Raw genomic sequence first — 14965 nt, 5'->3', positions numbered from 1 at the left:
ATAAAGTATCTTTAACAAATGTTTCTGGCTGCCGCTGCAAAGATATAGCCGGTATCTGAGAGAGCAGCTATGCAAGCGGGAGGTGGTTTTATGGCATCTTCGTGGGGGGGCGACCTCGGCGCGAATGTGGTCAAGGATGAGGGAACCAGGTTCAGGGTATGGGCTCCGAAGGCTGCAGCGGCATCGCTTCTCATAGTTTCGGGAAAAGCGATCGGTACGGTTGCCATGGAAAAGGAGGAACGGGGTTATTTCTCGGTCACCGTCACGGGCGTGGGCGACGGCGACCGCTATCTATATCAACTCGATGATCAACCCGCACGTCCTGACCCGGTTTCCCGCTTCCAGCCGGACGGAGTTGCCGAGCCGTCGCAGGTGGTCGACCCGCAGCTCTTCACCTGGCAGGATGAAGGGTGGTGCGGCATCCCGCTGGAACAGTACCGGATCTACGAGCTCCATGTAGGCACCTTCACCAGGGAGGGGACCTTCGAGGCGGTGATCCAGTTTCTGGACTACCTCCTGGAGCTGGGGATCAGCGCGGTGGAGATCATGCCGGTGTCCCAGTGTCCCGGGGACCGCAACTGGGGTTACGACGGCGTGCACCACTTCGCCCCCCAAAACACCTATGGCGGCCCGGACGGCATGAAGAGGCTCATTGACGCCTGTCACCGCAAGGGGCTCGCGGTGATCCTGGACGTCGTCTACAACCATTTCGGTCCGGAAGGAAACCACAACGGCGAGTTCGGGCACTACTTCACCGACAAGTACCGGACGCCGTGGGGCGGGGCCATCAACTTCGACGGCCCCTACAGCGATCATGTGCTTGAATTCTTCATGTGCAACGCCATGTACTGGATCCACGAGTTCCACATCGACGCCCTGCGGCTGGACGCGGTCGATTGGATTTTCGACCAGACCCCGAAGCATTTCCTGCAGCGGCTTTCCGAGGCCGTGAGCTGCCATCGCGAGAAGTACGGCAGGCTGGTCTATCTCTTCGCCGAGAATGACACCAACGATGCACGGCTGATAAATCCTCCAGCGATAGGAGGATACGGCATCGATGCCCAGTGGTGCGACAACTTTCACCATGCGCTGCGCACCCTCATTACCGGCGAGACGACCGGATACTATGAGGATTTCGGTCAGTTCGGCCAGATGGTCAAGGCCTACCAGGAAGGTTTCGTATTCACCGGCGAGTATTCCCGCTATCGCAAGCGCCGCTACGGCGGAGAAGCCAAGGGGCGCGCCACCTCGCAGTTCGTAGTCTTCACCCAAAACCACGATCAGGTGGGCAACCGCAGGTGCGGCGACCGCCTGAGTGCCAGCCAGCCGCTGGAGAAACTCCTTCTGGCCGCAGGGGTAATGATCCTTTCCCCCTACATCCCACTCCTGTTCATGGGGGAGGAGTACGGGGAAAGGGCTCCCTTCCATTATTTCATCAGCCACTCGGACAAAGAGCTCATCGAGGCGGTGCGCAGGGGGAAGCACGAGGAGCACGCCTCGGGGATCTGCGAGGGAGAGATCCCCGATCCCGCTGCCGAGGCGACCTTCTACGAGTGCAAGCTCGACCTGACCGTGAAAAGGGAGGGGGAGCAGGCTCTGATCCTCGAGTTTTACCGGAAACTGCTGGCCCTGCGCTGCAAGCTGCCGGCCCTGCAGGTAACCGAGCGGGACAAGATCGAGGTGATCGGCATGCAGCCGCAAAAGACCCTGGTGATCCGGAGGCAGTCGGGAACCAGCGGGGTGGTCTGCCTGTTCAGTTTCAGCAACATGCATGAGGAGGCGGTACTCACCCTGCCGCAGGGGAGATGGGAGAAGGTGCTCGACTCCGCCTCACCGCACTGGCGAGGATCGGGTGAATCGGCTCCGGGAGAGATCGCGGTGGCCGAGGCGGGAGCCGGGAATTCGCTAACTATCAGTCCGTTCAGCGTGCTGGTCTACGCCGGCAACAACATAGGAGGATGACATGGAGCAATCTCAGCAACGCTACGTCTGCGTGCACGGTCATTTCTACCAGCCGCCGCGCGAGAACCCCTGGCTGGAGGCCGTCGAAATCCAGGATTCGGCTTTCCCCTACCATGACTGGAACGAGCGCATAACGGCGGAGTGCTACGCCTCCAACGCCGCGTCCCGCATCCTCGACGGGGAGCAGAGGGTCATGGATATCACCAGCAACTACGCCAAGATGAGCTTCAACTTCGGGCCGACGGTGCTTTCCTGGATGACGATCTTCGTTCCGGAGGTGTACCAGGCGATTCTGGACGCCGACAAGCAGAGCATGGAGTGGCGCTCAGGTCACGGCGCGGCGATCGCCCAGGTCTACAACCACATGATCATGCCCCTGGCCAATCCCAGGGACAAGCGCACCCAGGTGATCTGGGGGATCAAGGACTTCGAGTCGCGCTTTCAGCGCTATCCCGAGGGGATGTGGCTTGCCGAGACCGCGGTGGACCTGGAAACGCTCGATATCCTGGCGGAGCAGGGAATAAAGTACACGATCCTGGCCCCTCACCAGGCGGCGCGTTTCAGGAAGCTGGGGGAGGAAGAGTGGACGGAGGGGGAGATCGACCCGACCAGGGCCTACCTTTGCCAGCTGCAGTCGGGCCGCAGCATCACCATCTTCTTCTACGACGGACCGATCGCCCGGGCGGTCGCCTTCGAGAATCTGTTAAGCAGCGGCGAGGCTCTCTCCGACCGGCTGATGGGTGGCATGTCCGATGACAGGGATTGGCCGCAGCTGATGCACATAGCGACGGACGGCGAGACCTACGGCCACCACCAGAAATTCGGGGACATGGCCCTCGCCGCGGCCTTCAACCAGATCGAGACCGGCAGCCTCGCCCGCGTCACCAATTACGGCGAATACCTTGAGCTCTACCCGCCAGCTTACGAGGCCCAGATAGTGGAGCGGACTTCCTGGAGCTGCGCCCACGGGGTCGAGCGCTGGAACAGCGACTGCGGCTGCAACTCCGGGGGCTATCCCGACTGGAACCAGCAGTGGCGCGGGCCTTTGCGCGCGGCGCTGGACTGGCTGAGGGACCGCGTGGCGCAAGGGTTCGAGCGCAAGGGGCGGGAGTTCTTCAAGGACCCCTGGCAGGCGAGGGACGCCTACATCGAGGTCATCCTGCACCGCGGGATGGAACAGTCCGAGAAATTCCTGGCCGTACACGCCTCGCGCGACCTGACCTCGGACGAGAAGATCAGCGCCCTGAAGCTCCTGGAGATGCAGCGCCACGCCATGCTGATGTACACGAGCTGTGGCTGGTTCTTCGACGAGCTCTCAGGACTGGAGACCGTACAGGTGATCGACTACGCGAGCCGCACCCTGCAGCTTTCGGAAGGCTTGATGGAAGAGGGGCTCGAGAAGGCATTCCTGGACAGGCTCAAAGAGGCCAGGAGCAACGTGCCGCAGAATCAGGACGGGGCCTGGATCTACCGGAACTTCGTGATCCCGACCCGGCTCGACCTGGTCAAGGTCGGGGCCCACTACGCCTTCAGCTCCCTTTACGAGGAGTACGAGGATCACTCCCAGATCTACTGCTACGCCGTCGCGAAGGAGGATTACACGAAAATGTCCGCCCCCGACGCCACCATGGCCATGGGGCGCATACACGTGGCCTCCGAGATCATCGAGGAGGCCACCTGCCTCACCTTCTGCGTGGTCCGGCTCGGGAGCCACGACTTCAAGGGGGGGGTCGCCAATATCTGCGACGCGGGTGACTACGGAGCCATGAAGGAGGAGATGAGAGCCGCCTTCGACAAGGGACTTTACACCGAGCTCATCTCCCTGATGGACAAGCACTTCGGTACCCACAGCTACTCCCTGGCCAACCTCTTCCGCGACGAGCAGCGCAAGATCCTCAACCTGATCTTCGACAAGACCAGGGAGGAAAGCCTGGCAGGCTACCAGACCATGTTCGAGAAGAGCAGGCCCCTGATGGAGTTCGTCCAGGAGAGCGGCATGCCGGTGCCGCCGCTTTTCATCATCGCGGCGCAACCGGCCCTCATCGCCGCCCTGAAGACCGAACTCACCCGGGAGGAGATCGACAGCGAGGCGGTGCAAAGAATCATCGCCCAGATCAAGAAATGGCAGGTGGCCACGGAGTCGACGGACACCGAATACTTCCTGAGACGCCATGCCGAATCGCTCACCCGTGCCCTGGCTAGTGAGCCGTCAGACCTGAAGCTCATGGCCAGGATCCAGAAGTACATGGACCTCCTGTATGAGATCCCCGTCAACATCGTCCTCTGGCAGGTGCAAAACGACTACTACATGCTGGCCAAAACGACCTACCGCGACTATCTCGAAAAGTCGCGCGGCGGCGACGAGGGGGCTGGGATCTGGCTGGAGGCCTTCAGAAAGCTGGGCGAGACCTTCCGCTTCAACCTCGGGGCGGTACTGGCTGAAGGTTAGACCGGGGGGAAACATGGCTCAGGAAGCCTTGCCGAGCGCCAGGATACCGTCTGCCACCTACCGGCTCCAGTTCAACTCGCAGTTCACCTTCAAGGACGCGAGGGAGATCGTCGGCTACCTCAACGAACTGGGGATCAGCGACATCTATGCCTCCTCCTACCTGGCGGCCAAAGAAGAGAGCGTGCACGGCTACGATGTGGTCAACCAGACCATCCTCAACCGCGAGATCGGAGACGAGGGGAGCTATCAATCGCTGATTGACGAACTGCAACGCTTCGGCATGGGGCATATCCTCGACTTCGTGCCCAACCACATGTGTATCCAGAGCGCCGAGAACGTCTGGTGGATGGACGTGCTGGAAAATGGGGAGAGTTCCCCCTACGCGCACTTCTTCGACATCGAATGGGCCCCGGTGAAGAAGGAACTGAAGGGCAAGGTCCTCCTCCCCTTCCTGGGGGACCAGTACGGGAAAGTCCTGGAGAAGGGCGACCTGCACCTGGTTTTCAGGGACGGAGCCTTCTTCATCGATTTCCCCGGTCTTCAGATCCCGGTCGAGCCCAAGAGCTACCTGCAGATCCTCGGGCACCGCAGCGACTCGCTGAACGAGCGGTTCACCCAGGAGGACCCGCCCCTGCTCGAGCTTTTGAGCATCATGACCGCCCTGCAGCACCTCCCACCTCACTTCGAGCAGGACCCGGAAAGGCAGGGGGAGCGCCACCGCGAGAAGGAAATCATCAAGAAGCGCCTGGCCGCCCTCTGTAACGAAAGCCCCGACATCGCCGTCTTCATCGACCAAAACGTCACCATCTTCAACGGCACCCAGGGGGACCCCAGGAGCTTCGACCTGCTGGACAACCTGCTGCGCTACCAGGTCTACCGCCTTTCTTACTGGAGAGTTGCCACCGAGGAGATCAACTACCGCAGGTTCTTCGATGTCAACAGCCTGGCAGCCATCAGGATGGAGGACCCCGCCGTCTTCGATCTAACCCACCAGCTCCTCTTCCGGCTGATCAGGGAGGGGAAGGTCACCGGGGTCAGGATCGACCATGTGGATGGACTGTACGACCCTCTCGGGTACCTCCAGAAGCTCCAGCAGAGCTGTTACCTGCAGCTGCGCCAGGGCCGCGAGGGATCGACCCCGCCGGAGAACCCGGAGGAGAAGGAGAGAGTGCTGGAAAGCTGGTGCCGGGAGTACCGGCGCATCCTGGAAAACGACCCTGCCTACAGGCCCTTCTATACGGTGGTGGAGAAGATCCTCCTGAAAGGCGAGCAGCTCCCGGAGCAGTGGCCGGTCTTCGGCACCACCGGCTATGAATTCATGAATGCGGTGAACGGCATCTTCGTGGACACGGAAAACGGCAAGGTCTTCGACCGGATCTACAACCGCCTGGTGGGGCTGGTGGCGGACTTCGCCGAGGTGGTTTACGAGAAGAAGAAGCTGGTGATGCAGGTTTCCATGTCCGGGGAGGGGAACATGCTGGCGCACCAGCTGAACACCCTCTCCGAGGAAGACCGGCTGACCCGCGACTTCACCCTGAACAGCCTGGCCCTCGCCATCGGCGAGGTCATCGCCTGTTTCCCGGTCTACCGCACCTACGCCAATTCCGCCTCGGTCAGGGACAGGGACGTGCAGTATATCGAGGCCGCGGTCTCGAAGGCCAAGAGGAAGAACCCGGCGGTCAATGCCTCCATCTTCGACTTCGTGCGGGACGTGCTGCTGCTCAAGTCCCCCGTGCACGCCAAGGAGAGCGACCGCTTGGCCTGGCTTAACTTCGCCATGCGCTTTCAGCAGATCACCGGGCCGGTGACTGCGAAGGGTCTGGAGGATACCGCCTTCTACGTCTATAACCGGCTGGTCTCGTTGAACGAGGTGGGGGGGATGCCGGGGAGGTTCGGGACCACCTGCGAAGCCTTTCATGGACAGAACCTGGACCGGCTCAAGACCTTCCCGCACGGGATGATAGCCACCGCCACCCATGACTCCAAGCGCGGCGAAGACGTCCGTACCAGGATCGACGCCGTCTCCGAGATGCCCGAGCTCTGGCAGAAGGCGGTGGCCAGGTGGCGGCGGATGAACCGGAGCAAACGGGGGCTTCTGGAAGGTCAGACCGTGCCGGACAGAAACGAGGAGTACCTCTTCTACCAGATCCTCATCGGGGCCTGGCCGGCTCAGGAGACAGACCGGGAGGGCTTCGAGAGGTTCCGCAGCCGGATCAGGGATTACATGGTCAAGGCCATCAGGGAGGCCAAGGTCAACACCAGCTGGGTGAGCCCCAATGGGCCGTACGAGGAGGCGGTGATCTCCTTCGTGGATGAAATACTGTCGGATATGCCGGGGCACTCCTTCCTGCGCGAGTTCCTTCATGTCCAGAAGCGCATCGCCCGCTGCGGCATGTTCAGCTCGTTGTCGCAGGTGCTTCTCAAGATGACCTCTCCGGGCATGCCGGACTTTTACCAGGGGAGCGAGCTCTGGGAGCTGTCGCTGGTCGATCCGGACAACCGGCATCCGGTGGATTACGGGATCAGGAAGGAAATCCTAGCGGCGGTCAAGGCGCGGGAGTCCGAGATCGGCGCCAAGGCCCTCTTCAGCGAACTCCTTGAGCGGAGCGAGGACGGGCGGATAAAGCTCTACCTCATCTACCGGGTCCTCAACTATCGCCGTGCCAACCGCCAGCTCTTCGACGAAGCGGATTACCACCCGCTGGAGGTGAAGGGCACAAGGTCCCGCCATCTTTGCACCTTCTCACGCGGCGCCAACGGCAGGAGCCTGATAGTCGTCGCACCCCGCCTGGTGGCGACCCTGGCGTCGGAGAAGGAAGGGGCGCCCATGGGGCAAGAGGTATGGGGGGATACGGTGATCATGCTGCCCGAGGGGGGGGCGCGCCGCTTCCGGAACATCATCAATGACGAAGAGGTGGATGCGGTGGAGCACGGGGGGGAGTGGGGGCTGCAGGTAGGCCAGCTCCTCTCGTCGGCACCGGTGGCGCTCCTCTCCCCCACCCCCTGACTCCCTCCCGCGAGGGGAGGGGGGACCGAATCTCCCCCCTTGAAAGGGGGGATTTGGGGCTGCAACCGAAGACGGCAAGACCAGCTTGAGCCGGCAGCTGGCAGTTAATGGCACCTTCCCCCCTTGAGGAGAGGGAGGGGTACCCACCTTCGAGAGGTCACTGCATGGACGGGAGATCGCGGATAACGATAGAAGGTGTCAGCCCCATCGTCGATTGCGGCCGCTACCCGGTGAAGCGGGTCGCCGGCGACGAGATGGTGGTCGAGGCCGATATCTTCGGGGACGGTCATGACGAAGTCGCCGCAGTGCTCCTCTTCCGCCGCCAGGATGAAGAGGCGTGGCAGGAGACCGTCATGCAGCGACTGGACAACGACCGCTGGCGGGGCTCGTTCCTGCTGGTCGAGCCAGGCATCTATCTCTACACCCTCCTCGGCTGGGTCGATCACTTCCGCACCTGGCAGAAGGACCTGCACAAGAGATACGAGGCCGGGCAGGACATATCTGTCGACCTCCAGATCGGGGTGCATCTCATCGCGCAGGCCGCCAAGGAAGCTACCGGCGCCGATGCCGCGAGACTGAAGCTGGTCGGCTCGGCCCTGGCCAAGGAGCCGAACCACCAGCAGGCGATCACACTGGGCCTCGACAAGGAGCTTGCCGACCTGATCAGCGCCTGCTGCGCCAGGGGGCTGGCCACCAGGTACCCCCAGGAACTCTCGGTGCGGGTAGACCGGAAGCGGGCGCTCTTCAGCAGCTGGTACGAACTCTTTCCCCGCTCCTGTGACGGCCAGGAGAGGCACGGCACCCTCAGGGACTGCATCAATCTCTTGCCGGAGATCGAGGAGATGGGCTTCGATGTCCTCTACCTGCCGCCGGTCCACCCCATCGGCGACTCCAAGAGGAAAGGGAGGAGGAATGCCGTGACGGCCGAGCCGGGCGACCCGGGGAGCCCGTGGGCCATCGGCTCCTCCACGGGTGGCCACAAATCGGTGCATCCGGAACTCGGGACGCTGGAGGATTTCGAGGCCCTGGTGCAGGAGGGACGTAGCCGCGGCATCGAGATCGCCCTCGACATCGCCTTCCAGTGCTCCCCCGACCACCCCTACCTGAAAGAGCACCCCGAATGGTTCCGCTGGAGACCGGACGGCACGGTCCAGTACGCCGAGAACCCGCCCAAGAAATACCAGGACATCGTCCCCTTCAACTTCGAGACCGACCACTGGGAAGAACTCTGGGAAGAGTTGAAGAGCGTGATCTTCTTCTGGATGGACCAGGGGATCCGCATCTTCAGGATCGACAACCCGCACACCAAGCCCTTCCCCTTCTGGGAGTGGGTGATCGGGCAGGCCAAGGATAAATCAGCCGAGGTGATCTTTCTCGCCGAAGCCTTCACCAGGCCGAAGATCATGTACCGCCTGGCCAAGCTCGGCTTCACCCAGTCGTACACCTACTTCACCTGGAGAAACAGCAAGGAGGAGCTGACCGGCTACCTGAACGAACTGACCCGCAGCGAGGTCAAGGAGTACATGCGCCCGAACTTCTGGCCCAATACCCCCGACATCCTGCCGGAGTTCCTCCAGTACGGCGGCCGGTCCTCCTTCATGATCCGGGTGGCCCTGGCAGCAACACTCTCCTCCAATTACGGCATCTACGGACCACCGTACGAGCTGTGCGTGGGCCAGGCGGAGCCGGGGACCGAAGAGTACCTGCACGCCGAGAAGTACCAGATCACCAGCTGGGACCGTAACAGCCCCGGCAACCTGAACGGGTTCATCTCCACCCTGAACCGCATCCGCAAGGACAATGACGCGCTGCAGGTCACGGACAACATCGAGTTCTACGAGACCGACAACGAGAACGTCCTCTACTTCGGGAAGATCACGCCGGACAAGAAGAGCACCGTGCTGGTGGCGGTGAACCTCGATCCCTTCCGCCATCACAGCGCCAAGGTGCGTATCCCGCTCTCCCTTTTCGGGATCGAGCCGGTCCAGTCCTACCTGGTGGACGACCTGGTGAACGGCGACAAGTACATCTGGCAGGGGGAGTGGAACAGCATCGAGTTCGACCCTGAAAACGTACCGGTCAGGATTTTCCGTATCCGGACCTGGCTGCGCAGAGAGGCGAATTTCGACTATTACCTGTAGTGGTGCCGTTGGAGCGGCCGCCTCCACGGGGATCGAAACCGGATCCTGGCAGGCCCCTCCCCCTCCGGGGGCGGGAACGACAGCTGGACATCGTGTTAGCGGAGGCGACCCCATGCCTTGGAGAAGCGAGAAAAACCCGCTCTGGTTCAAAGAAGCCGTCATCTACGAGGTCCACATCAGGAGCTTTTGCGACAGCAATGGCGACGGCATCGGCGACTTCCGCGGCCTCCTCCACAAGCTCCCCTACCTGCGGGATCTCGGCGTCACCGCCATCTGGGTCCTCCCCTTCTATCCCTCTCCCCTCAAGGATGACGGTTACGACATAGCCGACTACCGGAGCATCCATCCCGACTACGGGACGCTGCGTGACTTCCAGGACTTCCTGCGCGGCGCTCACGCGCTGGGGATGAAGGTGATCACCGAGCTGGTTTTGAACCATACCTCTGACCAGCACCCCTGGTTCCAGAAATCACGTCGGGCCAAGCCGGGCTCACCCTGGCGCGACTTCTACGTCTGGAGCGACTCCCCCGATAAATACCTCGACGCCCGCATCATCTTCAAGGATTTCGAGACCTCCAACTGGTCCCGCGATCCTATCGCCAAGAGCTACTACTGGCACCGCTTCTATTCACACCAGCCGGACCTGAACTACGACAACCCGCGGGTCCACGAGGCCATGTTCCGGGTGATCGATTTCTGGCTGGGGATGGGGGTCGACGGCCTCAGGCTGGATGCCGTCCCGTACCTCTACGAGCGCGAAGGGACCAACTGCGAAAACCTTCCGGAGACCTACGAATTCCTCAAGAAGCTGCGTGCCTACATCGACACCAAGTACCCGAACCGGATGCTCCTGGCCGAGGCCAACCAGTGGCCGGAGGACGCCGCCTCCTATTTCGGTGGGGGGGCCGCCTGCCACATGGCCTTCCACTTCCCGCTGATGCCCCGCATGTTCATGGCGGTGCAGATGGAGGACTCCTTCCCGATCATCAACATCCTGCAGCAGACTCCGGTGATCCCACCGCTGTGCCAGTGGGCGATGTTCCTCAGGAACCACGACGAGCTGACCCTGGAGATGGTCACCGACGAGGAGCGTGACTACATGTACCGCGTCTACGCCAGGGATCCGAGAGCCCGCATCAACCTCGGGATCAGGCGGCGGCTGGCCCCGCTGATGGGCAACGACCGGCGAAAGATCGAGCTGATGAACGTGCTCCTGTTCTGCCTCGCCGGCACCCCGATCGTCTACTACGGCGACGAGATCGGCATGGGTGACAACTACTACCTCGGGGATCGAAACGGCGTCAGGACGCCCATGCAGTGGAGCCCCGATAGAAACGCCGGCTTCTCGGCCTGCAACCCGCAGAAGCTCTATCTGCCGGTCATCATCGACCCCGAGTACCACTACGAGGCGCTGAACGTGGAGCTCCACGCCAGCAACCCGTCATCGCTTTTGTGGTGGATGAAGCGCATCATCGATCTGCGCAAACGCTTCAAGGCCTTCAGCTATGGGGCCCTCGAGTTCGTTCCCCTGGAAAACCCCAAGGTCCTCGTCTTCCTGCGCAGCCATGAGAACGAGACCATCCTGGTCATGTGCAACCTCTCCCGCACCACGCAATTCGTGCAGATCAATCATCCGCGATTCATCGGGATGTACCTCGAGGACATGTTCAGCCGCAACCGCTTCCCCGCCATCAAGGACTCGCCTTACGTGGTGCTCCTTGGTCCCTACCAGTATCACCTGCTCCTCGTGACTGAGGGAGGCGAAAAAGTCAAGCCGCAGGAAGAGGGGGTACTTCCCGAGCTGCAGACGACCGGTACCTGGGAGAACGTCTTCCGCGGCCCGTCGGGGCAAAAGCTCGAGCAGTCGGTGCTTCCGGAGTACCTCAAGAAGTGCCGCTGGTTCCAGTCGAAGAGCCGGACCATCGTCAGGCTCGCCAGAAGCGACGCTTTCGAAATCCCCCTCGACAGCACCGCCGTCTTCCTCACCCTTGTGGAAGTGAGCTACAGCGAGGGTGCCGCTGAAACATACCTCCTGCCGCTGCACTTCCTGCCGGAGGAGGGGGGGACGGACCCGACGATGGAGTTCCCCGAGGCGGTCATCAGCCGCTTGAAGGTGGACGACAAGGCAGGCTTCCTCTATGACGGCCTGTACAACGCCCGTTTCCGGCAGGCCCTCCTGGATGTCATCGCGCGCAGGAAAGGGGTGCGCGGCGAAGGCAGCAGGCTGTACGGCCGCCCCGGCCCCGGCTTCTCGGCCATCCTGGGAGAAAAGCAGCTTCCCCTCGGCTCCCAGGTCGGGAGGGCGGAGCAGAGCAACAGCTCCGTGGTCTATGACCAGACCTTCTTCCTGAAGATCTATCGCCGCATGGAGGAGGGGATCCACCCCGAGCTGGAGATCGGGAGATTCCTCTCCGACCGGATAGGCTTTACCCACGTCGCTCCGCTGGCCGGCACCCTCGAATACCGCCGCAGCGGCATGGAGCCGGTATCGATGGCCCTGCTGCAGGGATTCGTCGCGAGCCAGGGCGATGCCTGGACCTTCACCTTGAGCGAGGTGAAGCAGTTCATCGATCGGGTGCTGGCCCACCGTGAGGAGACGAAGGATACCGCAGCGACCCCGGGGCCGGAAGGCGCCCCCGAGCTGGTGGAGATGATGACCGGCTTCTATCCCGAGATGGTGGCCCTCTTGGGGAGACGGACCGCCGAATTGCACCTGGCCCTGGCCTCGCGAAACGACGACCCGGCCTTCGCCCCCGAGCCCTTCTCACTTCTTTACCAACGCTCGGTCTATCAGTCGATGCGCACCGCAGCCAAGAAGGTCCTGGACCTGCTGCGCCGGAACCTGCCGAACGTCCCCGAGCAGCTGCGCGCCGAGGCCGAGGCGCTCCTGGGGCTGGAGCAGGATATCTATGCGGCATTCCAGAAGTTCATCGGGCACAAGTTCTCCGCCATGAAGACCAGGATCCACGGCGACTACCATCTGGCCCAGGTCCTCTATACCGGCAACGACTTCACCATCACCGATTTCGAAGGGGAGCCGGTGAAGTCGCTGAGCGAGCGCAGGATCAAGCAGTCTCCGCTGCGCGACGCCGCCGGAATGGCGCGCTCCTTCTACTACGCGGCCTACGCGGTCCTGATGCAGAGAACGCACGTGCGGGCGGAGGACATCCCCTATCTCCTCCCGTGGGCCCAGGCGTGGTACCGCTATCATGCGAAGACCTTCCTCACCTCCTACCTCAAGTGCGTTGCCGGAGCGCCGTTCATGCCGGTCGAGCAGGAGGAGGAAGAGACCATTCTCCACACCTTCATGCTGGACAAGGCCATCTACGAGCTGGGGTACGAGCTCAACAACCGTCCCGACTGGCTGTCTATCCCCCTGAGAGGCATTCTCGAGCTCCTCGCCGAGGAGAAGAAGAGGTCGAAACCGGAGGCGACCTGACGGTCCGGCCGGCGCCGCTTCTATTGCGCACGTCGGGTTCGCGCCCGGAAGGGCGCTCCTACAGGACCGGAACCGTACTTTCATGCCAAGGGTGGTGTCTCAGGGGCTCCCCCCTTTGACAAAGGGGGGGCGGGGGGGATTTGCCTTTGGAAGTTTCCTCTCTCTGCGACGAGGAACGAATCTGAAGCATCTAGAAACGGAGGACGTGATGAACCGGCTGAAACAGCTGTGGTTATTTTCGATCAGCGCCTTGCCGCCGTCGATCACACTTCTGCCTGCATCGGAACCTGAAAAGGAGAAGGACGCGATATAAATAAAGCCGGGGAAGCGCCCCGGCTCTCTTTATTGCGGTTTCCCGTACTGCCACCATGACGATTTCTGTTTCTGCTCCTCCCGCCTCTTCTCCTCTTTTGCTCCCTCGGCCTTTTCGCCAGGTTCCTTGCCTTCTTTGGAGGTGTGCTCGACTACGGCGTTTATCACCGCCCCTACTAGTATTATGAAGCCTGTGAAATAGAGCCAGAGAAGGAGGACGATGACGGCGCCGATGCTGCCGTAGGTTTTGTTGTAGGAGCCGAAGTTGTTGATGTAGTAGGAGAACGCCAGCGACATGATGAGCCAGGTCGGGATGGCGACGACCGCTCCGGGGCTGATCCACTTCCACTTCTGCTCCACGTCAGGGGTGAGGTAATAAACGGCGGCGATCGCGAGAATCAACAGGAAGAGGGTCACCGGTACCAGCATGATGTCCCAGCTGACTTTGAAGAGCATGCCGAAGTCAACCAGTTCGGCGATACTGTCACCGATCCTGGTCCCGAACATCAGAAGAGTCAAAGCCAGCAGGAAGAGGAGGGAGAGAGATACCACCAGGAACAGTGCTATCAGGCGCACCTTCCAGAACGGGCGTCCCTCCTTGACCTCATACAGTTTATTCATCGCATCGATGACAGAGATGATGGCGTTGGACGAAGACCACAGGGCGAGGAGGATACTGAAAGAGAGCAGACCCTGCTTCTTGTTCATAAACAGGGCCGCGATATTGTCCTTGATCAGGTTGAATACCTCGCCCGGCATCATGGTGGCGGCATTCGCGAGCAGGTAATCGAGTAAGTGAGGAACCGGAAGGACCCCCATGAGGGTGGTCAGGAAAAGCAAAAAGGGAAACATGGCGAAAAGGAAGTAATAAGCCATCGCCGCGGCGTGTTCGGAGCAGTCGTCGTCGACCACCTTCTTGTATACGCGCTTCCCCATGTCCAGATAGCTTGCGTCCCCCAAGTTGAAGAACCTGCGAAGAGAGAACATATCAGACTCCTGTGACCGCTCCTTCTGGCAGTCGTGGCACTAGCTACAAGCTCCTGCTCCTCTATCTCAGTACCGGAGAGTAACGCTCCAAGTCATTGATCTTCTGCGACAGACACCATTTTCCCACTGGGAGGTGCTTTGTCAAACAAGCCTTTCCCCGCGGACCAGCGACTGGAAGGTGAAATTTGGATCGAATAGAAGGAGTTGAAGAGAAAGGGGTAATTGACAACCCAGAGAAGGCAGATAGTATTGGTTGTGGCTAATGATTTTGGGTGGCGTAACATCAGGGATGAGGAAAATACTCTTATAAGGAGGCTCCACAGATGAAAAAAGTAACCAGCTGCATGATCGTTGCAGTGCTAGCCTTGCTGGTACTTGCCAGCATTGCTCAGGCCGGAGAAAGGGCGGGGGCATTCTCCATTTCCCCCTATGTGGGAGGCTTCGTCTATGACGACGATGACCAGAACGGTCAGGAGTCCTTGACCACCAACCGTCCCATCTATGGCCTGAGGATGGGCTATGACTTCACCGACCACTTCGCGGCCGAGCTGGTCGGAGCCTATGCGCGGGCGGAGCGCCGGGCGACCGATGTGCACTTCAACCACTGGAGTTACCACATGGACTTTTTGTGGAACTTCTTCCCGCGCTCGGCCTTCGTTCCCTACATC

At 61.1% G+C, this 14965-nt stretch carries 7 protein-coding genes; 6 read left to right on the top strand and 1 reads right to left on the bottom strand.

The genetic code is table 11. The features are described 5' to 3' along the window. Window positions 1–90: 90 nt before the first annotated feature. The 5 genes from treZ (at window position 91) to treS (ending at window position 12998) form a co-directional block, all read left to right on the top strand. Window positions 91–1962 (top strand): malto-oligosyltrehalose trehalohydrolase, encoded by a 1872-nt coding sequence (treZ, locus tag AC11W3_RS06945; protein WP_484091751.1) that lies wholly within the window; start codon window positions 91–93, stop codon window positions 1960–1962. 1 nt (window position 1963) lies between these two features. Continuing rightward, window positions 1964–4411 (top strand): DUF3536 domain-containing protein, encoded by a 2448-nt coding sequence (locus AC11W3_RS06940; protein WP_484092712.1) that lies wholly within the window; start codon window positions 1964–1966, stop codon window positions 4409–4411. A gap of 13 nt (window positions 4412–4424) precedes the next feature. Further along, on the top strand, window positions 4425–7418 hold the full coding sequence (locus AC11W3_RS06935; RefSeq protein WP_484092711.1) for a malto-oligosyltrehalose synthase: 2994 nt from the start codon (window positions 4425–4427) through the stop codon (window positions 7416–7418). A 164-nt stretch (window positions 7419–7582) separates the two neighbouring features. Further along, entirely contained in the window at window positions 7583–9559 is a 1977-nt protein-coding gene (locus AC11W3_RS06930; RefSeq protein ID WP_484091748.1) for an alpha-1,4-glucan--maltose-1-phosphate maltosyltransferase, read from the top strand. Window positions 9560–9671: 112 nt separating this feature from the next. Beyond that, window positions 9672–12998 carry a maltose alpha-D-glucosyltransferase gene (gene treS / locus AC11W3_RS06925; RefSeq protein ID WP_484091747.1) on the top strand — a complete coding sequence of 1109 codons (3327 nt, stop codon included), beginning with the start codon at window positions 9672–9674 and terminating at the stop codon, window positions 12996–12998. A gap of 342 nt (window positions 12999–13340) precedes the next feature. On the opposite strand, the gene AC11W3_RS06920 is transcribed toward treS, so the two are convergent. After that, window positions 13341–14297, bottom strand: coding sequence for a YihY/virulence factor BrkB family protein (locus AC11W3_RS06920; RefSeq protein WP_484091746.1), 957 nt, complete (start codon window positions 14295–14297; stop codon window positions 13341–13343). Window positions 14298–14620: 323 nt separating this feature from the next. On the opposite strand from AC11W3_RS06920, the gene AC11W3_RS06915 reads away from it, so the two are divergent. Continuing rightward, the coding region (locus tag AC11W3_RS06915; RefSeq protein WP_484092710.1) for an outer membrane beta-barrel protein at window positions 14621–14965 on the top strand (345 nt) is incomplete at its 3' end.

Source organism: Geomonas sp., from assembly GCF_056994735.1.
The sequence above is the reverse complement of the archived record's forward strand: the minus strand, read 5'-3'. Positions and strand labels throughout refer to the sequence as shown.

What these genes read in the sequence shown, in the direction of transcription:
- AC11W3_RS06930 (WP_484091748.1), top strand. Translation starts at nt 7,583, where the DNA reads ATGGACGGGAGATCGCGGATAACGATAGAAGGTGTCAGCCCCATCGTC.
- treZ (WP_484091751.1), top strand. Translation starts at nt 91, where the DNA reads ATGGCATCTTCGTGGGGGGGCGACCTCGGCGCGAATGTGGTCAAGGAT.
- AC11W3_RS06920 (WP_484091746.1), bottom strand. Translation starts at nt 14,297, where the DNA reads ATGTTCTCTCTTCGCAGGTTCTTCAACTTGGGGGACGCAAGCTATCTG.
- treS (WP_484091747.1), top strand. Translation starts at nt 9,672, where the DNA reads ATGCCTTGGAGAAGCGAGAAAAACCCGCTCTGGTTCAAAGAAGCCGTC.
- AC11W3_RS06940 (WP_484092712.1), top strand. Translation starts at nt 1,964, where the DNA reads ATGGAGCAATCTCAGCAACGCTACGTCTGCGTGCACGGTCATTTCTAC.
- AC11W3_RS06935 (WP_484092711.1), top strand. Translation starts at nt 4,425, where the DNA reads ATGGCTCAGGAAGCCTTGCCGAGCGCCAGGATACCGTCTGCCACCTAC.